The 22180-nt window shown below is 62.5% G+C and carries 22 protein-coding genes and 2 pseudogenes; 13 read left to right on the forward strand and 11 right to left on the reverse strand.

Annotated elements, in window-relative coordinates; genetic code table 11:
• Positions 1-209 precede the first annotated feature (209 nt).
• The 8 genes from AC1DN0_RS06035 (at position 210) to AC1DN0_RS06070 (ending at position 9293) form a co-directional block, all read left to right on the forward strand.
• Positions 210-590, forward strand: a complete 381-nt coding sequence (locus tag AC1DN0_RS06035; protein WP_441627119.1) for a VOC family protein — start codon at positions 210-212, stop codon at positions 588-590.
• Positions 591-1138: 548 nt separating this feature from the next.
• Positions 1139-1477 carry a ProQ/FinO family protein gene (locus AC1DN0_RS06040; protein ID WP_441627121.1) on the forward strand — a complete coding sequence of 113 codons (339 nt, stop codon included), beginning with the start codon at positions 1139-1141 and terminating at the stop codon, positions 1475-1477.
• 598 nt (positions 1478-2075) lie between these two features.
• Positions 2076-2915 (forward strand): tripartite tricarboxylate transporter substrate binding protein, encoded by an 840-nt coding sequence (locus AC1DN0_RS06045; protein ID WP_441627234.1) that lies wholly within the window; start codon positions 2076-2078, stop codon positions 2913-2915.
• 45 nt (positions 2916-2960) lie between these two features.
• Positions 2961-4907, forward strand: a complete 1947-nt coding sequence (locus tag AC1DN0_RS06050) for an Atu1372/SO_1960 family protein (RefSeq protein ID WP_477145601.1) — start codon at positions 2961-2963, stop codon at positions 4905-4907.
• A 79-nt stretch (positions 4908-4986) separates the two neighbouring features.
• On the forward strand, positions 4987-5199 hold the full coding sequence (locus AC1DN0_RS06055) for a hypothetical protein (protein ID WP_441627125.1): 213 nt from the start codon (positions 4987-4989) through the stop codon (positions 5197-5199).
• A gap of 93 nt (positions 5200-5292) precedes the next feature.
• Positions 5293-5640: a Rossmann-fold NAD(P)-binding domain-containing protein gene (locus AC1DN0_RS06060; protein WP_441627127.1), complete on the forward strand. Its 348-nt coding sequence runs from the start codon at positions 5293-5295 to the stop codon at positions 5638-5640.
• A gap of 185 nt (positions 5641-5825) precedes the next feature.
• Entirely contained in the window at positions 5826-6878 is a 1053-nt protein-coding gene (locus AC1DN0_RS06065; protein WP_441627129.1) for an alpha/beta fold hydrolase, read from the forward strand.
• Between the two features lie 684 nt (positions 6879-7562).
• Complete coding sequence (locus tag AC1DN0_RS06070; RefSeq protein ID WP_441627131.1) at positions 7563-9293, forward strand: FAD-dependent oxidoreductase; 1731 nt, start codon at positions 7563-7565, stop codon at positions 9291-9293.
• 113 nt (positions 9294-9406) lie between these two features.
• Here AC1DN0_RS06070 and AC1DN0_RS06075 read toward each other — a convergent pair whose 3' ends face one another.
• From AC1DN0_RS06075 to AC1DN0_RS06085, 3 genes are all read right to left on the reverse strand, one after another.
• Positions 9407-9715, reverse strand: a complete 309-nt coding sequence (locus AC1DN0_RS06075) for a hydroxyquinol 1,2-dioxygenase (RefSeq protein ID WP_441627133.1) — start codon at positions 9713-9715, stop codon at positions 9407-9409.
• Positions 9716-9984: 269 nt separating this feature from the next.
• Positions 9985-11286 carry an ATP-binding protein gene (locus AC1DN0_RS06080; protein WP_441627135.1) on the reverse strand — a complete coding sequence of 434 codons (1302 nt, stop codon included), beginning with the start codon at positions 11284-11286 and terminating at the stop codon, positions 9985-9987.
• Positions 11283-12026 (reverse strand): response regulator, encoded by a 744-nt coding sequence (locus AC1DN0_RS06085; protein ID WP_441627137.1) that lies wholly within the window; start codon positions 12024-12026, stop codon positions 11283-11285. The genes AC1DN0_RS06080 and AC1DN0_RS06085 overlap by 4 nt, the downstream gene beginning before the upstream one ends.
• Positions 12027-12226: 200 nt before the next feature.
• On the opposite strand from AC1DN0_RS06085, the gene AC1DN0_RS06090 reads away from it, so the two are divergent.
• Complete coding sequence (locus AC1DN0_RS06090) at positions 12227-14020, forward strand: cytochrome c biogenesis protein DipZ (protein ID WP_441627139.1); 1794 nt, start codon at positions 12227-12229, stop codon at positions 14018-14020.
• A gap of 469 nt (positions 14021-14489) precedes the next feature.
• On the opposite strand, the gene AC1DN0_RS06095 is transcribed toward AC1DN0_RS06090, so the two are convergent.
• Positions 14490-14690 carry a hypothetical protein gene (locus AC1DN0_RS06095; protein ID WP_441627141.1) on the reverse strand — a complete coding sequence of 67 codons (201 nt, stop codon included), beginning with the start codon at positions 14688-14690 and terminating at the stop codon, positions 14490-14492.
• A 262-nt stretch (positions 14691-14952) separates the two neighbouring features.
• Between AC1DN0_RS06095 and AC1DN0_RS06100 the strand changes: the two are divergent.
• Together AC1DN0_RS06100 and AC1DN0_RS06105 are read left to right on the forward strand one after the other, a co-directional pair.
• Positions 14953-15048, forward strand: a pseudogene (locus tag AC1DN0_RS06100) (winged helix-turn-helix transcriptional regulator); the annotation flags it as partial.
• 76 nt (positions 15049-15124) lie between these two features.
• Positions 15125-15295, forward strand: a complete 171-nt coding sequence (locus tag AC1DN0_RS06105) for a hypothetical protein (protein ID WP_441627250.1) — start codon at positions 15125-15127, stop codon at positions 15293-15295.
• A gap of 164 nt (positions 15296-15459) precedes the next feature.
• Here the strand turns inward: AC1DN0_RS06105 and AC1DN0_RS06110 are convergent, their stop codons facing one another.
• From AC1DN0_RS06110 to AC1DN0_RS06135, 6 genes and pseudogenes are all read right to left on the reverse strand, one after another.
• A complete protein-coding gene (locus tag AC1DN0_RS06110; RefSeq protein ID WP_441627236.1) occupies positions 15460-16713 on the reverse strand; it encodes an epoxide hydrolase family protein in 1254 nt (417 codons plus the stop codon).
• A gap of 91 nt (positions 16714-16804) precedes the next feature.
• Positions 16805-17206: a cupin domain-containing protein gene (locus AC1DN0_RS06115; protein ID WP_441627143.1), complete on the reverse strand. Its 402-nt coding sequence runs from the start codon at positions 17204-17206 to the stop codon at positions 16805-16807.
• Positions 17203-17598: a hypothetical protein gene (locus AC1DN0_RS06120; RefSeq protein WP_441627145.1), complete on the reverse strand. Its 396-nt coding sequence runs from the start codon at positions 17596-17598 to the stop codon at positions 17203-17205. The genes AC1DN0_RS06115 and AC1DN0_RS06120 overlap by 4 nt, the downstream gene beginning before the upstream one ends.
• 584 nt (positions 17599-18182) lie before the next feature.
• Positions 18183-19060 (reverse strand): annotated as a pseudogene (locus AC1DN0_RS06125) (transposase); the annotation flags it as partial.
• Positions 19061-19094: 34 nt separating this feature from the next.
• A complete protein-coding gene (locus AC1DN0_RS06130; RefSeq protein ID WP_441627147.1) occupies positions 19095-19328 on the reverse strand; it encodes a helix-turn-helix transcriptional regulator in 234 nt (77 codons plus the stop codon).
• Entirely contained in the window at positions 19247-19522 is a 276-nt protein-coding gene (locus AC1DN0_RS06135; RefSeq protein WP_441627252.1) for a hypothetical protein, read from the reverse strand. The genes AC1DN0_RS06130 and AC1DN0_RS06135 overlap by 82 nt, the downstream gene beginning before the upstream one ends.
• 72 nt (positions 19523-19594) lie before the next feature.
• Between AC1DN0_RS06135 and AC1DN0_RS06140 the strand changes: the two genes are divergently transcribed.
• Positions 19595-19795 carry a molybdopterin dinucleotide binding domain-containing protein gene (locus tag AC1DN0_RS06140; RefSeq protein WP_441627238.1) on the forward strand — a complete coding sequence of 67 codons (201 nt, stop codon included), beginning with the start codon at positions 19595-19597 and terminating at the stop codon, positions 19793-19795.
• A 7-nt stretch (positions 19796-19802) separates the two neighbouring features.
• Here AC1DN0_RS06140 and AC1DN0_RS06145 read toward each other — a convergent pair whose 3' ends face one another.
• Positions 19803-20726 carry a LysR family transcriptional regulator gene (locus AC1DN0_RS06145; RefSeq protein ID WP_441627149.1) on the reverse strand — a complete coding sequence of 308 codons (924 nt, stop codon included), beginning with the start codon at positions 20724-20726 and terminating at the stop codon, positions 19803-19805.
• Between the two features lie 161 nt (positions 20727-20887).
• Between AC1DN0_RS06145 and AC1DN0_RS06150 the strand changes: the two genes are divergently transcribed.
• Positions 20888-22174 (forward strand): MFS transporter, encoded by a 1287-nt coding sequence (locus tag AC1DN0_RS06150; RefSeq protein WP_441627151.1) that lies wholly within the window; start codon positions 20888-20890, stop codon positions 22172-22174.
• Positions 22175-22180 lie beyond the last annotated feature (6 nt).

Below are 22180 nucleotides of genomic sequence, written 5' to 3' on the forward strand. Positions count from 1 at the left end.
CCGCCCTCCAGCCGGAGGATCGGCGCCACCAACTCGCCGCGACCATGCGCGACGGCAACCTCTTGAACCCCAGCGGATCTTTCTTCTTGGCGTCGCGTCGGAGACCGAGGTGGGAATGATCACGCCTTCGCCCGGCTTCCGGGGGGGCACTGACGATATTTAGCGTAACGATAGGGAGCCCCTGGGCTCCTGCAGAATAGGAGCAATGCATGGCGATTGCCGGAATGAACCACTTCACCGTACTCACCGCGGCGCTGGAAGACAGCGTGGCGTTCTATACCAACGTACTTGGCTTCGAGACCGGTGAGCGCCCGCCGTTCTCGTTTCCGGGCGCGTGGCTCTATGCGGCTAGCGCGCCCATCATTCACCTGGTCGCGAAAGACGAGCTACCGGTATCCACCGCGGGTGTGCTGGATCACATGGCATTCAGCGCGACCAATCTCCCCCGTGTCGCGCATCATCTGCGCCAGCTGGATGTTCCGTTCAACCTCGGGCGGCAGCCGGGCACCGGCATCTGGCAACTGTTCCTGCACGACCCCAACGGCGCCAGGATCGAGTTGGATTTCGATCCGCAGGAGCCGGCGCCCTGAGCACTGCGCTATCGATCGAGCGCGCCGTGCACTGCCCCTTCGAACCTTGGAGGGAGCGGCCAAAATCGGGGGCACCTTCTATGACGCAGGGAATACATTCGAAAATCCCTCGATCGCCTGTCAGGCGGGTATCAACGCCTGAAATTGCTTATGTCCTCGCCATTGAGAACGGCACATCGCACCTGCAGCAGTGCATTGGCTCCCGGGATCGTCCAGCGCATGTGCCCATTCCTCTTCATGCGTTGACCAATCACATAGTCGACGACTGATTCCGCTCCTGCGCTTGAAATAGGCAGCCCTTGCGCACGTCGCTGCTGATAGTTGATGTTGCAGATCGTTATTTCGGCTAATGGCGACCTCAAATTCCGCAAATGTGGGCGTTCTTTTATGGCTGGGCACGATGGGCTTCGAACAGCTGGCGGCATTGAAGGAACAACTGGCAAGGCAAGCCAAGGCCGCGCCACGGGCCAAGACGCGTCGCGCCCCCCCCGAAGGCTTCGGCCCGCCCAGCGACGCCCCTTAATGAGCCCGCTAAGCCCGTTGATCCGGTGCTGCAAGCCATCGCGACGCTGCAAAAGCGCTTCCCGCAAACCTTTCCGAAGAATCCTGCGCCCAAGTTGCCGCTCAAGATCGGCAACTTCGAGGATCTCGTCCCGCAGGCGCAGGAACTTGGCCTGAGCGAGCCGGTATTGCGCCACGCGATCCGGACCTGGTGCCGCGGCACCCGCTACTGGACCTGCCTGGTGGAAGGTGCAGCACGCGTGGATCTGGCGGGGCGGGAGGCGGGACAGGTTTCAAAGGCCGATGCGAACCGGGCGCAGCAACTGCAAGCCCGTCGTGTGGCGCGCGCGTTGTCTCAGCCAGCGACTGCGCCGAAGCCCAACTGATCTGTGATGGAGATGCCGTGCTTTCGGCGCCGATGTGCCGATGATTGTTGAGCTGCCGCGGACGCCACTGCATCGCTCGATGTCTGATTTCTTCATTTCGTGCCGCCTGATTGGCTCCCATTGTGGCTTTCGGGAGAGAGCGTCGGGGCGAGGACCCGACGATTTGAATCCGATACCGGACAAGACACAAAACAGTACATTCGACCGCCAACGAGACATACATCAGATACACGACGTTCACACACTTGCGACAGCTTTGCCTGCACCGCCTGTGCGGTCCTGATCCGCCACCCGCCAACGTTGCCCATAGAGCAACGATCTAGAAAAAAGTTGCTATTGCTCCAGCGAACTTCAAAGACAACAATGTTCCTCACCAACTAATTTACGTCATCTAAGCGAAGGCAATAAGAGAGTCGAGGACGACATGCGAGACCAAGGACCACCCGCCCACAAACGCTGGATGGCGCTTAGCGCCGCCCTCCTGGGGATTACTCTGACCAGCGCGCCGGCATCCGCCGCCGACGCGTTTCCCACCAAGCCGATATCGATGTTGGTCGCATTCCCGCCGGGGGGGCCCGCTGACGTACTTGCGCGGGCCATGCAGCCGACGATGGCCAAGGCACTCGGCCAGCCCGTGGTCATCGAAAATCTGCCCGGTGCCGGCGGCGCGCTGGCGGTGCAGCGGCTACTGAGCCGTCCCGCCGATGGCTACACGCTGATCATGGGTTCGCCCAACGAAGCCATCCTGACGCCGCTGGCGCTGGCCAGCGCCAAGTACAAGTCGGAGGACCTTGCGCTGCTGGCGCCGGTCTCGATCCACCCGCTCGTGCTCATGGCTCGCAGCGACCTGCCGTACAACTCGCTCGAACAAATCATTGCGGCCGGCAAACAGCCGGGCAGCCAGAGCCTGACCTTCGGCAATCCGGGCTATGGGACGATGTACCACATCGTCGCAGAGTACATGGCGCAGCTGACCGGCGCCAAGATGCTGCAGGTGCCGTACAAGGGCGCCACGCCGATGCTGGCGGATCTGACCGGTCACCAGATAGACATCACGATCCTGCCAAACCTCGGTGCCTCCACCCAACTGCTCGAGTCACACAAGATCAAGGCGATCGCAGTGCTGGACACGCAGCGCATGCGAACCCTGCCCGATGTGCCGGCGATCTCCGAAACCAGCGTCGCGCGCAGGTCCGAGTTCGTCTATTCGATCTGGCTGGGCGTCATGGGCAGGACCGGCATCCCTGCAGAACGTGCACGCATATTGCTGGAGGCCTCGCAGCGGGCGCTGCAGTCGCCCGAACTGATCAAGGCCCTTGCGCTCTCCGGCGTTCAGCCGATGAAGCCGCAGACGCTCGAGGCTTCTGCGGCGTTCTACGCCGACGAGACCCAAAAGTTCAGGAAGCTCGCCCACTCAATCAAGCTGACGCCTCAGTAATTCCACCCGGCACGGTCCCAGCATCCAGTCCCAGGAAGTTCTCACTTGAATATCCTAGTTGCCGGTTTCCAACACGAAACCAATACGTTCGCCCCAACCATGGCCACCTACGAGAGCTTCGTCCGTGGCGAGGACTTTCCCGCCATGGTCCGCGGCGAGGCGATTTATGACCTGCTGAACGTGAACGTGCCGATCAGCGGCTTCATCCACCACGTGCGCGAGCATGGTCACGCCGTCACGCCGGYGATCTGGGCGGCCGCCGGTGCCTCGGCCCACGTCACGACCGATGCCTACGAGCGCATCGCCGGAGAAATTGTGGAGGCGGTGACGACGGCCTCGTACGACGCGATCTATCTTGACCTGCATGGCGCCATGGTGGCCCAGCACCTCGACGATGGAGAGGGAGAGTTGCTGGCGCGCATCCGCGCCGTGGCCGGCCCCGACATGAAGATCGTAGTCTCGCTGGACCTGCATGCCAACGTCACCGAGCGGATGCTCGCTCTATCGGACGGCGTGGTAGCGTATCGCACCTATCCGCATGTGGACATGGCCGCCACAGGTAAGCGCGCGGCCGAACTGCTCCTGGAACTTGGCAGGCGGGGGACGCGTGCGCACCTGGTAGCACGGCGCGTGCCGTTCATGATTCCGGTCAACAGCATGTCCACGATGATGCAACCCGCTCAAGGCATCTACGGGCAACTCGAAGAACTGGAGCGGCAAGGCGTGCTGTCGCTGTCGTTCACGCCGGGCTTTCCCGCGGCCGACTTCGCCGAGTGTGGTCCTGTGGTTTGGGGGTACGGCTTCGACAAGCTGCGCGTCGAGCAGGCCGTCGACACACTGTTCGCGCGCATCTGCGAACCGGAGAACCAGTGGGCCGTGCAGTTCGAGGAGCCGGATGCAGCGGTGCAGCGTGCCATGCGGATCGCGCAAAAGGCCACGCGGCCGGTGATCCTCGCGGACACGCAGGACAACCCGGGCGTCGGCGGCGATGGCAACACCATGGGGATGCTGCGTGCGCTTCTCAAGGCCGGCGCGCAGAACGCCGCGATCGGGATCATCTGCGATCCCGCCGCGGCCGCGGCAGCGCACCAGACAGGTGTCGGCGCGAAGATCGATATTGCGCTCGGCGGCTGCCCACAGGTGGGCGAGGATGCCCCACTGCGCGCGACCTTCGAGGTGGAGGCGCTGTCCGAAGGCAAGTTCGTCTACGGAGGACCAATGATGCATGGCAAGGCTGCCGACATGGGACCCATGGCGCGACTGCGGATCGATGGCGTGCTCGTTGCCGTTAGCTCGACCAAGGCACAACTGCTCGACCGCAATATGTACCGCGCGGTCGGCATCGAACCGGCGGGGATGAAGATCCTCGTGAACAAGAGCTCAGTGCATTTCCGCGCCGACTTCGCCTCAATCGCGGAAGACATTTTCGTGGTGCGTGCGCCCGGTCCGTTCATCGCCGATCCGGCGGAGCTGCCATGGAAGCATCTCAAGCCCGGCATGCGCCTGAAACCGAACGGTCCGGTGTTCGCCCCGGCGCCTGGGGTCTACGACAGGCTCACGCAGCTAGGCATCGAACTGCCCAAGGCTTCGGGCCCGGCGGCAGCCTACGTGCCGAGCGTGCGGTCCGGCAACCTGATCCACGTATCCGGCCATCTCTCCCGCATCAATGGCCAGGTTCGAACCGGCCGCTTCGGTGGTGACCTGCGCACCGCCGACGGTATTGCGGCGGCCCGCCTGGTTGCCATCGACTTGCTCGCGACGCTGCACGCCGCCACCGGCGACCTCAATGCAATCGTGCGTATCGTCAAGCTGACGAGCCTCGTCCATTCGACCGCGGACTTCACTGAGCAGCACCTCGTGACCAATGGCGCCAGCGAACTGTTCGCCGAGGTGTTTGGCACGCGCGGCCAGCACGCGCTCAGCGCGTTCGGAGTGCCGCAGTTGCCGCTCGGCGCCTGCCTGGAAATCGAACTGATTGTCGAGGTCGCCTGATTCCATGCGCCGCCTGAAAGGAGCCGTTCCGTGCTGACGATGAAGAGGGGGTTCGCCGGGGCTCGTGCTTGGCGCGCCGATGGCCGGCGCGAATCCGCTTGCGCTAGCGCGGGACCAGAAAGTGGTGCCGCAGTCGGACCTGAAGATTCTCGATCCGATCTGGACAGCCGCGTTCTTGACGCGCAACCATGGCTATGCGATCTACGACACGCCGTTCGGCATGGATGCACAGGGCAAAGTCCACCCACAGATGGTGGAGCGCTACACCTCCAGCGCCGATGGCCGCACCTGAACCTTCACGCKGCGCAATGGCAACGACGAGCTGGCGTTGCCGCTCGGTAGCGGTCGGACGTCGCCGATCTCGGCTCTGGATGTGGCGCGCGCTGTGTCCGTGATCCTCGACGACCTCGCGCCATATATCGGCAACATCTACAACCTGACCGGCCCCGAGTCCGCCGACCTTGAACACTATGCGCGCGCCTTCTCCGAGGCGCTCGGTCGGACGATTCGCTACCGCAATGTGCCGCTCTCGGCCTGGGCCGACAAGCTTCGGGAAGCTGGCTTCCCTGGCCACCTCGTCAAGCACCTCGTGGTGATGGCAAAGCTCTACGCAGTGGGGCGGTACGATCGCTTGACTGACGACCTATACAAGCTTACGGGCAAGGCGCCAACGCGGGCCGGCCGCACGACCAGGCGTGTACAAGCTGGCGCCTTGTCTCGGCTATTTTTATGAACGCGAGCAAATCCGGTGCTATACAAGAACAGTAACAGTTGTCTGATCGCACTGGCAGCAACATCGTCGTTTCGATTCTGGTGGCTATGACGCAAAGGTGCCGTGCTACCGGTAATCGCCGCCACGCCAAGATAAGTAAAGCGCTGACCCGATGAACGATTCCGTATCAGCACTAGGAGAAAAAAATGACCGAGAAAATCGATCTGCCTCGTCGAGGCTTTCTGGGCACGGCCGCCTTGACGCTCGCTACAGTACAGTTTGGCGTTTTAACGTCCGCCAAAGCCCAGACCAATCAATCGAAGCCGGCGCCCCTGCCCTCGACCAAGCCGGGTACCCATGCGGCCTTTGCATCGATCAAGCAGATCAACGCAGGGCTACTCAACGTCGGCTACGCGGAGGCTGGCCCTGCGAACGGGCCAGCCGTCGTTCTGCTACACGGCTGGCCCTATGACATCCACAGCTTCGTCGACGTCGCGCCTCTGCTCGCGTCGCGCGGATACCGCGTGATTGTTCCGTACCTGCGCGGCTATGGTTCGACGACCTTCCTGTCGAAGGAAACCATGCGCAACGGCCAGCCGGCGGCCGTTGCGCTCGATATCATCGCGCTGATGGATACGCTGGGCATGCAGAAAGCCGTCATCGCAGGGTTCGATTGGGGCGCGCGCACGGCATGCATCCTTGCTGCCCTCTGGCCAGAGCGCTGTAACGGGCTGGTATCCGTCAGTGGCTACCTGATTGGCAGTCAGGCGGCGGGCAAGATGCCGCTGCCGCCTGAGGCCGAGTTTCAGTGGTGGTACCAGTTCTACCTGGCCACGGACCGCGGACGCGATGGCTATCAGAAGTACACGCACGACTTCGCGAAACTGATCTGGCAGCAGGCCTCACCGAAGTGGAAGTTCGACGACGCCACCTTCGAACGCAGTGCCGCTGCCTTCAACAATCCCGATCACGTGGAGATTTCCGTACACAACTATCGCTGGCGGCAAGGTCTTGCCGCAGGCGAGCCGAGGTACGACGAGTTCGAGCAGCGGCTCGCGACGGCGCCCACCATAGGCGTGCGCACAATCACGATGGAAGGTGACGCCAACGGCGCCCCGCATCCGGCGCCCAGCACCTATGCCAGCAAGTTCGCCAGCAAATACGAGCACCGGGACCTCAAGGGAGGCATCGGCCACAACCTCCCGCAGGAAGCACCGCGGGAATTCGCGCAGGCGGTTATCGACGTCAACAGGTTTTAGTGCGGCAGACTAGCCCGGCCGGCATCGGGACTCAACGCCCGATGCGGGCGTCACGGAGCTGCGGAAAGATCTTCCAGACGTCCAATGAGCAAGCGCCCGCTCAGGGACCGGTCTGCTCGTATCGGTGCTCCTAGCATTTTCGCGTTCACATGCCGATCATCAGGTGCCCGGGCCCATCGCGGGAAAAGTGCCTGGCCTCGATGAAGGCATGCACGACTACCAGGGCGTCTCTAATGCCTACTCTTGCCATGGCAGGGGACGACTGAAGCAAACGTACCCAAGAACGCCCCAGCCAAAAAGTGTGTTTAGGCAAGATCCGCCCGACGGACAGATCTAAAAGGGACTTGACCTCTATTGATCGTTGCGTCGTGCGTTGTACAAGTCCGTCTGCAGGTCGCCTGTCAACTCTCACACCACAGTACTGTGACTCCGTGTGGCGCTCCGTAGCGTTCAACGCGGTGCCAAAGAGAGCGAATGCAAGATTTCTTGGCTGGCCGCGACAACTCGATTACTCTCGTCATAAGGTAGCCGTCGCGCACAGTCCCGTGCGCACCGGTAACTGCAAAGCGGAAGTATTCAGTAGCCGCTCCATTCTTTTTGACAGGGCGGAGCCTTTGGCTGCAGGTATCGGCAACAGTCGACCTAGCGGTGGCGGTGCCGATTTGCCACCAAGGAGAATCGGCGATGAGCAACGAGTCAAGGCTGGAAGGCGACAAGCTCGCGCATCAGGTGGCAGAGGATGCGAGCCATATCGACGACGGCGCGATCGTCGATGACCCGAGCGTGCGCGACCATCCGCGCTACCACCAGATGTTTCCGGTCCTGACGGAGGCTGAAGTCGACAAAGTGCGTCGCTTCGGCAGCCCGTGCCACTACGCTAAAGGCGAATTGCTCTATCGTGCAGGAAGTATCTGTCCGGGCATGTTCCTCCTGCTGTCGGGAAAAGTGCGCATAGTCATTCGTGATGGCCTGGGCCACCGGATTGTCCACACCTATACACAACGCGGCGAGTTCACCTCCGATATCACCCAGCTTTCGAGCAAGCCCGCAGTTGTAGATGCGCATGTCATCGAAGCTGTCGAAGCGGTGTTGCTGCGGCCCAACCAACTAAGCGCCATGGTGATCAGTGAAGCCGATCTTGGCGAAAAGATCATGCGCGCCTTGATTCTGAGGCGCGTCTTGGCGATTGAACGCGGACAGGGTGCCGTTCTGGTCGGCGCCCCCGGCAATGATCGACTCCTCGCATTGCAAGATTTTCTGCGCCGCAACGCTTTTCCAAATATGGCGCTTGATGCGGAGCAGGACGCCGACGCCATCGCGTTACTTGAACGCCTGACGCCACAGCCCGATGACTTCCCGCTCGTCGTTTGTCCGAACGGCACTGTGCTGCGAAACCCTGATGTGGGACAGCTCGCATCTTGTCTGGGACTGATTCCTGAGTTCGATCCGACGCACGTCTACGATGTGGCGATCATCGGCGCCGGCCCGGCAGGACTTGCGACGGCCGTCTACGCGGCATCCGAAGGGCTGTCGGTCGCGGTGTTCGACTGTCGTGCCCCCGGTGGCCAGGCGGGTACGAGTGCGCGCATCGAGAACTATCTGGGCTTTCCCACCGGCATCACGGGTCAAGCCCTGGCGGGCCGCGCGTTCGTTCAGGCGCAGAAGTTCGGTGCACATATCGGTATTCCGTGCGAAGTCAAGGCATTGTATTGCGACAAGCACCCGCTTGTCGTGGAGCTTGCCGATGCCCGGCGCATCCGCGCGCGCACCGTGGTCATCGCCAGCGGCGCAGAGTATCGGCGTCCCGTCGTCGAGGGACTTGCGCGCTTCGAGCGCTGCGGCGTCTATTACTGGGCTACGCCAATCGAGGCCAGGCTATGCCGCAAGGAGCCGGTGCTGCTGGTCGGCGGCGGCAACTCCGCGGGGCAGGCTGTGGTATTTCTGGCATCGCACGCCGAGCATGTGCACATGTTCATCCGCGGCGCGAGCCTTGAGCAAAGCATGTCGCACTACCTGATCGAACGTATCGGCTCGCTGCCGAATGTAACGCTTCATACGCGCATTGAACTGACTGCGCTCGAGGGGGATGGGCGTCTCGAACGCGTGCACTACCGCGGTGCCGGCGGCATTGAAGGAAGCATGACGGTACATCATCTATTCGTATTCATCGGCGCCGAACCGAATACGAGCTGGCTTAAGACATGCGGCGTGTCGCTCGACAGCAAAGGATTCGTATTGACCGGTACCGACGTTGCCGAAGCTCCCGTGCAAACGCTGCTTTTGCAGACGAGTGTGGAGGGTGTCTTCGCGATCGGCGACGTTCGTTCGGGATCCACCAAGCGTGTGGCGTCGGCGGTAGGCGAAGGCGCGGCCGTGGTGGCGCAGATTCATCGTTTCTCGGCCGGCGTCCGGTGAACGCACCTGTCGACCAGAACGGCCGCAGTTAGTGCGGTATGAGGAAGCGTTCGCATGAATCGGGGGCGGGAGCGCTGTCAGTCGCGCTCCCTGTCTGGTCGGCAAGGGGAGCGTCAGACGTAGGCGCCGTCAAGATAGGGATCAACACTGCGCGCCGGGTCCGCCGAGACGCCCGTACGGTCCATGCCGGCCAGGGTGCGGGCACCGTCGGTGAACGGATCAACGTTGCGCGCACCGTCGGTGTACGGATCGACAGCCCGCGCGCCATCGGTGTATGCGTCGCGCGACTCCTGCACCGAACGAGCACCCTCGGTATACGGGTCCCGGGCGCCTGCATGGGACAGACCGGCGGCATGCGCACCGGCAGCGGCGGCAACCAGGGCGATGGCGAACACAAAACGCTTGGCGATGTTGGTAGTCATGATCGGTTTCCTTGAAAGTCTGCATTGGATATGGCAGCCGCGGGATCGCATCGTTGCGGTTCGCCGGCGGGCTACGGAACGTATTTAAGGAGACCGATGTATCGTGCCAGTAGCGCGTAATGACCGTTTCTGTCAGTACGCGTATCGTTGCGGCGGTTTGATACAGTCGCGTACAAAAGTCTTGCGCGAACGGGCGGACCGCCATGGAGCCGGGGACTCTCATGGTGCACTTCCGTTCATTTGCCGAAGCGCGCCTGTGGCAGGGCCAGTCAGCCCAGCCTGACTTCCGCCGCCAGGCCTCCGCCCTCACGATTACGCAGCCTGAGGGTTCCGCCGATGGCCACCGCGAGTTGCTGGGCAATCGCCAGCCCGAGCCCGGTACCGCCAGTCTCCCGGCTGCGTGAATGCTCGAGCCGGACAAACGGCTGCAGCACCACCTCGAGCTTGTCTTCCGGGATGCCGGCGCCGCGATCGAGTACCTCTAGGACCACGGTGTCTCGCTCGCGGCGCACGTTCAGTTCCGCCGCCCCGCCGAACTTCAGGGCGTTATCGATCAGATTGGTCAGTATCCGGCGCAACGCGTTGGGGCGCGTGACGATGGCGCCCCCGATGTTCTGCAGGACCGTCACCGCCTTGCCGGTGTCCTGGTAGTCGTACGCCAAGCTCTCGACAAACGATCCGATGTCGATCCGCGACGGCTTCTCGCCATCCCCGTGCGTGGTGCGCGCATACGCCAGTCCTTCCTTCACCAGCATTTCGATCTCGGCCAGGTCGTGCACCATCTTGCGCTTTTCCTCGGAGTCTTCTGCCATCTCGGCGCGCAGCTTCATCCGCGTGATCGGCGTCTGCAGGTCGTGAGAGATTGCGGCCAGGATCTGTACGCGTTCCTCGACGAACCCGGCGATGCGCTCGCGCATGGCATTGAACGCGCGCGCCGCACGCACCAGTTCGGTGGGGCCCGTCTCGCCGAGCGGCGGCGTCTTCGCGTTCGGATTGAGCGCATCGGCGGCATCGGCCAGCGCCACCAGCGGGCGGATCGACAGCCGCACTGCGAACCAGCAGCACAGGACCAGCAGCAGCAACTGGATCACCAGGACATAGGGCAGCCACTGCGCGATCGGCGTCGGGCGCGGATGCACGTCAATGGTCAGGGGGCTGCCATCGCTCAGCGTCAAATGGGCCTGCATCCGCTTGCCGTCGCCGGGAATGGACTCCACCTTGACCGGAAAGCGGCCGCCGCTCGCCTCCGTAATCCGGTCGGCAATTTCCTTGCCCTGCGGGGTCATCTCGGGCGCGCCCGACAGACCCGGCCCCAATATGTATTGATAGGCGCCGCGATTCACGCGTGGCAGCCATTGCGGCCGCTCGTCCGCCGGCACGCGGTCCATGATGGCAATCGAAGTGGACACGTCGGTTTCCAGCGTGCCGAGCATCACTCGGCGCGCGGAAATATAACGTTCAGAGAACAGCACACCGAACGACAGGCCGTGGGCGACGATCAGACCCGCGAGCAGGATTAGGAAGAGGTGCGATCCCAGCGTACGAGGCCAGGGCCAGGTGCGGACATTCACTGGCGTGCCTCCTTGATCTCCACGGGCATCGAGAACACATAGCCCTCGCTGCGCACCGTCTTGATGTAGCGTGGCTCGCGTGCATCGTCATTGAGGTGCTGGCGCAGGCGGCTGACCAGCAAGTCGATCGACCGCTCGAAGATTTCCGCCTCGCGGCCCTGCGTGAGATTGAGCAGTTGGTCGCGATTGAGCACGCGCTGTGGATGGTCGACAAACACGCACAGCAACCGGTACTCGGCCCCGCTAAGCGTGACAATGATGCCATCGCGGTCCATCAGGTGCCGCGCGGTGGTATCCAGTCGCCAGTCACCGAACGCGAGAATCCGCCCGGCCTCGGTGATCTGCAGATTGGGCGGCAGCATCCGGGTGCGGCGCAGCACGGCCTTGATGCGGGCCAGCAGCTCGCGCGCCGCAAAAGGTTTCGCAAGGTAATCGTCAGCGCCCATTTCGAGACCGATGATACGGTCCGTCTCGTCGTCGCGTGCGGTCAGCATCAGCACCGGCGTGGCCTTGTGCTTGCCGGCGCGCAGTTCCCGGCACAGCACCAGGCCATCATCGCCCGGCATCATCACGTCGAGCACGATCAGGTCGACAGCATTGGTCTCCAGAAACGACCGCATGTGCCGGCCATCAGGCGCCACGGTCACACGCAGGCCGTTCTTGGTGAGATAGGTCGAGACCAGTTCCCGGATTTCCCGGTCGTCATCGACGATCAGGATATGGTCGACATGGGTGTCCATCGGTGTCCCCTCTGTCATAAAAAAGAACGACCAGTCTGTTTCGCCTGCAATCTATGGGGCGCGATTTTTCGTGTACCGCAATGTATCCGGCGGCAGCACCTCGACAATCCTACACATATTCCCCCGAAGGCGACACATACCAGCGATGCTGGCGGTGTCTGATGGACGGCAAGCCAAACCTTTGCGAAAGGACACCGATCATGGCCCTGCTGATACTTGCCTACCTGGGGGGGGTACTGACTATCCTGAGCCCGTGCATCCTGCCCGTCCTGCCTTTTGTCCTCAGCCGCACCGGCCAGCCGTTCCTGCGCGGCAAGCTGCCGATGCTAGCCGGCATGGCACTGACCTTTGCCGCAGTTGCCACGCTGGCGTCGGCTGGTGGCGCTTGGGCAGTGCGCGCCAACGAATACGGGCGCCTCGCCGCCCTGATGCTGTTGGCGCTCTTCGGGCTGTCCTTGCTTTTACCGAAACTGGCGATCACCCTCGCTCGGCCTGTGGTGGCACTCGGCAACCGTCTGGTCACCACCAGTAGTTCGTCCACATCTGCTTCGTCCGCGTCGGCTTCGCCATGGGGTTCGCTGCTGCTTGGCGTCGCCACCGGCATGCTATGGGCCCCGTGCGCCGGCCCTATCCTCGGGCTTGTCCTGACGGGTACGGCCCTTGACGGTGCAAACCTGTCGACGTCGGTATCGCTGGCTGCCTATGCAGCCGGGGCGGCCACCTCGCTGGCCGCCGCGCTTGGCCTCGGCGGCCGCGTCTTCACGGCGATGAAGCGGTCAATGGGCGCTGGCGAATGGCTGCGTCGCGGCCTGGGGGCAGGTGTACTGGGCGCGGTGCTCGCCATCGGCATCGGAGCCGATACCAGCCTGCTGGCGCACTTTCCCGTAAGCGGGCCGGCGCGCATCGAGCAGGCGCTGATCAATGGGCTGCGCAGAGAACAACTCGCGCCACAAGTCATGAACGACGCCAACTACGACCGCGGCATGCTGCTGGCTGCCAATGACACATCCGTGGGCTTCCCGAGCCGCTTGCCCGTAGAGGGCCGCCTGCCTCCGCTAGATGGTGCAGTGCAATGGGTCAACTCTCCGCCACTGTCGAGAGACCAGTTGCAGGGCAAGGTCACACTGGTCTACTTCTGGACCTACTCTTGCATCAACTGCATCCGTACCCTCCCCTACCTTCGCGCCTGGGCGGAGAAGTACAAGGATCAGGGCCTGACGGTGGTTGGCGTGCATACGCCCGAGTTCGCCTTCGAGAAGACACCGGAAAACGTGCGCCGCGCAATTTCCGATTTCCGCATCGGCTTCCCCGTGGCGGTCGATAGCGATTACCGCATCTGGCGTGCATTCCAAAACAGCTACTGGCCGGCCACATACCTTGTCGACGCCCGCGGCAACATCCGCCATCACCAGTTCGGTGAGGGCGACTATGCCAAGTCCGAGCGCGTCATCCAGTCGCTGCTGGCGGAAGCGGGCAATCCGCCGGTGGCGCGCGACGTGGTCACCCCCGACGCGGGTGGCGCGCAGGCGGCGCCGGACCTGTACAACATTCGCTCAACCGAGACCTACATCGGCTACATGCAGGCGTCCAACTTCGCCTCACCGGGCGACATACGGCAGGACGCACCGCGCGAGTACACCGTTGCCAACCTTCGCCTCAACAAGTGGGGCCTGTCAGGCCAATGGACCGTCGGCGCCGAGCAGGCAACGCTCAATCGCGCCGATGGCCGCATCGCCTACCGCTTTCATGCGCGCGACCTGCACCTTGTACTGGGACCGGCGGCCGATGGCCGGGCGGCTCGCTTCGTGGTAACCGTCGACGGCAAGCCCCCTGGCGCCAGCCACGGCGCGGACATCGATGCAGCCGGCAATGGCGCGGTCACGCAGACGCGGCTCTACCAGTTGGTACGCCAGGCTGGCGCGGTAGGCGAGCACACTTTCGAGATCCGCTTTCTGGATCCCGGCGCCCAAGCTTATGCCTTCACCTTCGGCTAGCAAAACATCCCGATTTCCCCTTTTACAAATGAAATCGCACTGGAGCTGGTTCGTCCACAACCGGTTGGCGGCAATACGCCGCCCGCGGCGAGCCAGCGCCTTCGCAAGCTCGCTTGATCGGCACGCGGTGCTCGTCTGACATGAAATGCACCGCCTGTCGTTTCGCTACCGACAAGTCCTTGTGCAGGTGATTCTTGAGGGTTGGCGGTTCCCGGACAGACACAGCTTTGCAATCTCGAACCTGAAATATTCGCTGTACTCGGCTTGGGGTTTCATAGATCGCACGGAACATCATGAACAGACCATCCAGGCCAGCGGTAGGACCGCGCAGGCCAACCGGATCAGCAAGCCAGTGCCCAATCCCTTCCGGTAGTCGGGTAGCTGACTCCTCGGGATCCACACCACACTGTGATCCGGCCATGTCACCGGCACTAATTCGGTGTCGGCCTCCGCCCTTCATTGGTGAATCTCATGACAATACGCTTTGCTGCTGAAGCAGCGTCATCGCGGCAGCGATGCGTGCGTTGCGTTGGCGTACCGCCGGACAGAAGGCGATTGCGCCGACAAGGGTCAAGGGCACCATGGGCCGGTTGTCACCATCGCGCGAGCACTTGTGGTCCGCGGCGCCGTCGTCGCTCGCGACGAGCGCCCGGGGAAGTTGGTGTTGCATGGTTGTTTCCTGTTTTGTCCGTCTAGGCATTGGTATTGCGTGTGCCCCACCCTTCACCACTGCCGGGAACACAATACCTCGGCCGAAAGAGAAGGTCTCGTTCGAGACGGGAATAGTGGGCGATGAATACGTCGTTCAGGGTGACATCGGCGGCTTTGCCGAATTGCCGCGAGATTCCCACCATCAGCGGCTGCCTCTGGCGGGACGGATCATCTTCACCTTTCCTTCGCAGCGCGGACGCTCAATGGTGCGTGAGTGTACGATGGGGACGACGCGCTTTGACGACTTTCAGCACCGCTTGGGTATCGCGCGCAACGTGTTGACCGCGCGCTTGAACCGCCTGATCGATAACGGTGTGCTGGTGAAGGTATTGGCCGAAGGCAGCGAGCAGCGTACCGAATATCGGCTGACGAAAAGGGAGATCGCTCTACCCGGTGCTCGTCGCGCTGATGCAATGGGGCGACGAGTGGCGTGGACACGAAACGCCGATACGTATTGTCGAGGACAGCACCGGCCAGCCCCTCGAACGGGTAAGCCTGCGCGTGGGTCCGCGCACACTTGGCTTACGCGACGTGCGTTTCGAGCCCGCCGAGGGCGGCAACTGAGAATACGTCCGAGATCGTCAAGGCACGCAACCGGGCCATCCTCGGCAAGGGGTGAGTGATTGTTGCCACCGCGCGTTCTGCGCGGTGTTTTTCCAATAGCGATCTCATCGAGGCGCGCGCCGCCCCGGTCAGTTGATCGTGACAGGCGGCGCCACGGCGCCGGCTCAGCGCAACGACCGGAACGCGGAACGCAACTCGGAACTGAACAGCTCCGGTTCTTCCCAGGCCGCGAAGTGGCCACCCTTGTCCACGCGGTTGTAGTAGGTCAGGTTCCGATAGGCGCGTTCCACCCAATGCTTTGGCGGCCTGTACACCTCGCCAGGGAAGATGGTCACCGCCACCGGAATGGTGATGGGTCTTGTGCTGGCTTGGGCGGCCCCAGCTTCCCAGTAGATTCGCCCGCTTGAAGCCCCGGTATCGGTCAGCCAGTAGAGCGTGATGTTGTCCAAAATAGCGCCGCGGCTCAACGCTTTCTCAGGGTCACCACGGGTGAATACCCAGTCCGCCTGTTTGTCATAGATCCATGCTGCCAGCCCCACCGGCGAATCGGCCAGGCCATAGCCGATGGTCTGGGGTCGCGTTTGCATGATGCTGGCGTAGCCAAGCCCCTTGTTGAGGAACTCCCTGGTTTGCTCAAACACCTCCCTTTCTTCGGGCGTGAGGTTTGCCGGCGCGGGATCGCCGCTCCTCAGTGCCTTCGCAAGGTCCGGTGGCACGGTCGTGGCGCGCTCGATCCGGTTGACGTGGATGCCAAGCAGTCCCTCCGGCGCCTGGCGGCCGAGTGCGTCGGAAATGATGGCGCCCCAGTCGCCGCCCTGCGAGACGTAGCGCGTATAGCCGAGCCGCTTCATTAGAACGTCCCAGGCGCGCGCAACGCGATCTGGGTTCCAGCCTTTGTCCTTCGGCTTCTGTGAATACCCGAAGCCGGGTATCGACGGAATGACCAGATGGAAGGCATCGTCAGCGGTGCCGCCGTGCGCCGTTGGATTTGTCAGCGGGCCGATGACGTTCAGCAACTCGAAGACCGAACCTGGCCAGCCGTGCGTCATGATGAGCGGCAGCGCGTTCGGATGGGGGGAGCGCACGTGGACGAAATGAATGTCCAGACCGTCGATGTTCATCAGGAACTGCGGATAGGCATTGAGTTTCGCCTCGGCCTTTCGCCAGTCGTAGTCCGTCGCCCAATAGCGCACGAGCCGCTGAAGCGTCGCTAGCTGCACGCCCTGGGAGCGATCGCCAACCGTTTCCGCATCGGGCCAGCGCGTGGCGGCAAGGCGGCGGTGCAGGTCGGCAAGTGCGGCCTGGGGAGCATGGGCGCGGAACGGACGGATCGCGTCCGCCGCGGCGGGGTGCCCACCATCGGCCTGCGCGGCGGCAGACAGAACCGGGGGAAACATAGAGAGCGCTGCCGTCGCCATGCCGCCCAACAGCAAAGTTCGGCGCGTCGGGTCAGAAGCCTGATTCGATGCGTGTGAGTTCACGAGGATGCGTCCTTTTTTGATTGGGTCCTTATTTGGCCGGCACCACTAGCGGCGCCCCCTTCTTGACAATGTAGGTCGCCAGTTCCGATGCCTTGCCACTGCCGACATTCCTCGCCGAGTGTGCGGTGCCTGCCGGGATAAACAGCGAATCGCCCGTCTTGAGCGTGACAGGCGGGTTGTCACCGAGCTGGTACTCCAGCGTCCCCTGCAGGACATGCGCGATCTCTTCGCCCGGATGCAGATGCTTCGGCGCGAACGCACCCGGATCGAAGTCGACGCGTACCTGTACGCCCTCTCGATCCGGCACGCTAAGATCGTGCTGGACGAGATCGGTGCGATGTACCTCCGCCGTTTGCGCTTGAGCCGCGTGCAGCGGCAAACCGGTGGCGACGATGAGCATGGCCGCAGCCATGATTCGGGTCGATTTCATTTGGAATTCCCTTTCCTTGATGAACTGGAGAAGATCCAGTTGCCGGTCAAGGTCGTATTGATGAAGCAACGGTCGTGGCGCGCAATTGGTTTTGCCATGGTTTGATTCAGGCGCGACACACGCCCTATGCACGGGCATGGAATACCTGACACCAAATGCGGCCGCACCTCGAAAATCGTCGTTGCCTTGTCTTGCACGTGCGGATAATGACCAATATTTGGAAGGATCTGGAGATCCAGGTTTGCCCGACTGGCCAGCTCTCCTCCCATGTCCTTCTTGATATAGATACCCTGCTCCCGCCAGATTAAGGCGACGCAATGCTCGTGCAGCCAGCTTCCAGCGCGACAAGCAGTGGTGCTGCGGCACCCGCAGCACCAGAGAACCGAAACCACCGGTACGTCGTGGAATTAACATTCATGCTTCACTCCTTTACTTGACCATCCGCAACTGGAGATCCGATCCGACCTGGAGAGAATCCGTTGCATACGCAGCATTAAAGGATCGAAATGTATCTCTTCTGTGGCGAGCGACAAGCTCTGACGTACCGCTACGTATCCGCGACCGCGCTCAATACATTTCCATACAAAAAACTCGTTGGCGTGCTGCCTAAGTAACGCCGCTGCATATGCCAGCTTCGGCGTGCTCGGCGCAAGTTCCTTTGCGCTCGGTTCGACTTGATTTAACAACGCATCCGCCACTTCGATTTGCCGCCGTTGCCAGTCTTGTCTTGGCCATTGTTGATGGCTACCCGAGCTCGCCGCGTGCAGGCGTAGTCCAGCCGAACGAAAGCACCAGTAGTCAGCTTGCCGCCAACTTGCTCGACAACGCGCGCGAAGGTGACGGCATGCTGCACGGGTATCGCGTCTGAGCACTCATGACGCGCCCAATCTGTATGTACGCGCGGCCAGAGTTGGCTCGCACGTCAAGGAAACCGATCTTCGAAGAGGAAGAACCATGCCCCGCCTACTAGGAAGCGTTAGACAGCATGAGCCATGGGATCTACTTGACACCCGAGGTCGGCGAGGCGTTTGAGCAGGCGACGGATGGTTTTGTTGACGTCGTGACGGTCGAAGTAATCGGGGCCAAGGTCGGCGTACTCAGCGCCATCCCGGAGCACGTGGCAGGCGGCCGTGAGCATGGAAGCAGCCACCGCGAGGAAGGCCTTCTTGACGCCGCGGCGCGCCTTGAGGCGCAGGAACTGGGCATGCAGATAGCTGGTCTTGACCGGCACAGCCGCCCAGCCAGCCGTCACGAGGAAGGTCTTGAGCCAGGTGCCGCTCTTGCGCACTCGGGTGCTGCGCCGCTTGCCAGCACTCTCGTCATTGCGTGGGCATAGGCCTGCCCAGGACACCAGATGGCTGGCATCGGCAAAGCGCGTCATGTCGACGCCGATCTCCGCCAACAGGACCTGAGCGGTCAGGTCGCCAACCCCGGGATCGTGGTCAGCAGGCGGGCGCGCTGTTGGATCGGCGCCAGCGCTTTTCCCACGACGGCGTCGCGCTCGGCCAGCGTGTGCTCCAGTGCGCCAATGACATCCAGGTGCAGTTTCAGCATCGTGCGGTGGTGCTCGGTAATGCGTGCATTCAGCGCCTCGCGCAATTCGGCGTCCTTTTTTCGGGCGTTGCCTTGGGCGAGCGCGGCAAGCCGCTCGGGGTCGACCTCGCCATCGACGATGACTTTGATCATGGCACGGCCGCTGCGCCCGCGCACATCCAAAAGCACACTGCCGCGCTTGAGGTTGGCGTCTTCAAGGACTTTCTGGATGCGCAGACTGTGCTGGGCAATCTCGCGCACGAGTTGCTTGCGGGTGCGCGTGAGATTGCGCACCTCCTGGGTGGCGGCGGGTGGCACAAAGCCCGGGGGTTCCGGCTTCGTCACCGGCCTTGCATTACTGATTAACTGCGCCTTTGATAAGCCTGCCCTGGCGCGAAGCCGAAGCAACTCTTGAATTGCCTCCCAAAATGACTGTGATCGGCAAATCCGGCCTGTAGCGCCACGCGCCCAATTTTTCGCCCGAATGAAGCATGAGTTTGGCTTTTATCATTCGCATGACCAACTGATAGCGATGAGGCGGCAATCCGTATATTTGACTGAACCGGCGACAAAAATGTGCGGGGGACATCGCCGCCCGACGTGCGAGGTCGTCCAGCGAAACTGCCTTGTTCCAATGCGACTCCAGGTGTGGTGCTGGAATGCTATTGCCACCCGCCTGCGTTGCGTGGATTCAAAGTTGAGGCCGTCCAAGAGCGGCATTGCTTGCCGCATCCATTCAAACGCTTTCGCCATGGCCTCGGTGAGCACGTCCTTTGTCGCCATAGCGGGCTCCTGCTGGATTACAGGATGGCCAGTGTAATGCAGGACGGCGGCGGATAACGCCGGCGGGGCGCGATTGCGGCAGGGCTGGCGGTCAGCGATGGCGTGGTGCGCGGCGTGGCCGTCATGGCAACCGGCGCATGGTACACGCCCGACGCCGATGGCGTGGATCGCGCCGGGGCAGCCAATACCCTGACGCTCGATATCGGCACGTCGGATCTGACGCAAGGACGGAACGCGATGAGCTGCCTGGTCGAGGTGTCGCGTGAGCCGTAGCGGGCGGCTACTGGCCGCCCTGCGCAAACATCGGCATGTTCCGCAGGATATGTTCGAGCAGCTTGAGCGCCGCCGCCGGTAACGGCCGCCCGGCCTTGGCCAGCAAGCGCGCCTGGGTGCCCCTGAACAGCGGATGATCGATCGGCACCACCGTGAGCGTTCCGGCAGCGACTTCGCGATACGCGGCGAACTCGCCGCCGATCAGCGTCATGTAGTTTTCGTAGGCAACAAACTGCTTGAGCGCCGTCAGCGAATTGGTGACCAGCGTCGGCCGGATCCTAATGTTCTCCGCGAATTCGAGCATCTTGGCGGCGTGCCCGACGCCGAATGACGCCGGCATCATGGCCAGCGGCCAGGACAAGATGTCCTTGACGCTAGCCGCGCCGCCACGCAATGCCAAGGGATGGTCGGACCGCACCAGCAGGCCGACCGCCTGCGACGAGCTCGCCAGATACTCGATGCGCGGATGTGGCGGCGGATTGAAGGCAAGTCCGATGTGCGCGCGACTCTCGGCCACGGCGTCGAGCACCTGATCCACGCCGAGGATCTCCATGCCGATGTCGAGCAGCGGGTACTGCGCGCAGAACGGCGCCAGCACTTCATTGACCAGCGCATCCACGTACCCCTCGCTCAGGACCAGTTGGACCTGCCCCTGCTGCAGGCCCTTGAGGGCATGGAGCTGGTCCTCGAGCTTCTCCTGATGTGACCGGTAGCCGCGCCAGAACTCAAGCAGATGCGCGGCGGCCTCGGTCGGCCTGACGCCGCGCGCCTGCCGCTCGAACAGTGTCGTGCCAAGTTCATCCTCGAGCAGCCGGATCTGCCGGGTGATCACCGATGGCGATGTGTTGAGATTCTCCGCCGCGCCGCGAATGGTGCCTTGCTCGAGCACTTCGCGGAAGTAGCGCAGCCGCTGCTGATTGATTTCACGCATGTCGAACCATCCACTTGGCCGATGAAAGACTCACACCATAACCGATGCGTTGCCCGGAAGACAACGAAGTGTGGACATGGTTGCTGTTGGCGATTGCCTTTGTCGCTGCCACTATCTGATCCATCAACGCGGTACCCACATAAAAGACATTGGAGACTGGCATGCTGGTGATCCCGAGCGAAAGCGCAGTAGACGGCACCTCAACCCTCTACAACAAGATCAACTGGCGACTTCTGCCGCTCTTGCTGATCTGCTACCTGTTCGCCTACCTCGATCGCGTCAACATCGGCTTTGCAAAGCTTCAGATGCAAGGCGACCTCGGCTTCTCCGATGCCGCATATGGCGTGGGCGCGGGGATCTTCTTTATCGGCTACGTGCTGTTCGAGATACCGAGCAACCTAATGCTGCCGCGCATCGGCGCACGCAAGACCTTCAGCCGCATCCTCGTACTCTGGGGCATCACCTCGGCCTGCATGCTGTTCGTGCGCAACGTGCCGATGTTCTACGCCATGCGTTTCCTGCTCGGCATCTTCGAAGCAGGCTTTGCCCCGGGCATGATCTACTACCTCTCCTGCTGGTACGGCCCGCAGCGCATGGCGCGCGCCATTGCGATCGTGTTCCTTGCCGGCCCGCTCGGCGGCATTGTCGGCGGCCCGGTCTCGGCATGGCTGATCACTGCGCTGTCAGGCACCGGTGACCTGGCCGGCTGGCAATGGATGTTCCTGGTCGAAGGCCTGCCCTGCATCCTGCTCGGCGTGCTCGCCCTGTATTTCGTGCCGAACCGTCCCGCCGACGCCGCCTGGCTGACCGAGCAGGAAAAGCGCCTGCTCGCCAACGAAATCGGATCCAGCGCGGCGCACAATCATTCCTTCCTGGCCGTGGCTCGTGATGCCCGGGTCTACGTGCTGGCCCTGGCGTACTTCTGCATCATCGCCGCGATCTATGCGATCAGCTTCTGGCTGCCGACCTTCATCAAGGCCCAGGGTGTGAACGACACCGTGCAACTCGGCTGGTACTCGGCCCTGCCCTATGTCGCCGCGGCCTTCGGCATGTACTACATGGGCCGCCGCTCGGACCGGGTCGGCGAGCGCCGTTTCCACAGTGCCGTGCCCGCAACTGTCGGCGGATTGCTGCTCGCCGCGTCCATCCTCGTCGACGGCAATCTTGCGGCATCGCTGGTGTTGCTCACGCTCGGTACCTGCGCGCTGTGGATGACCTACACGGTGTTCTGGGCCATGCCTTCCGAATACATCAAGGGCCCGGCGGCAGCAGGCGGCATCGCACTGATCAACACGATCGGGCTATCGGGCGGCTTCTGGGGCCCGGCCATCATCGGATGGACCAAGACCGCCACCGGCAACCTTCACCTCGGTGTGCTGATCCTGGCCGCGCTGCCAATCATCGCCGCACTGATCATCCTCGCCAACAAGCTGCCCGCGAAGCAGTAACAAGGA

Source organism: Cupriavidus sp. 05N39 (genome assembly GCF_056397325.1).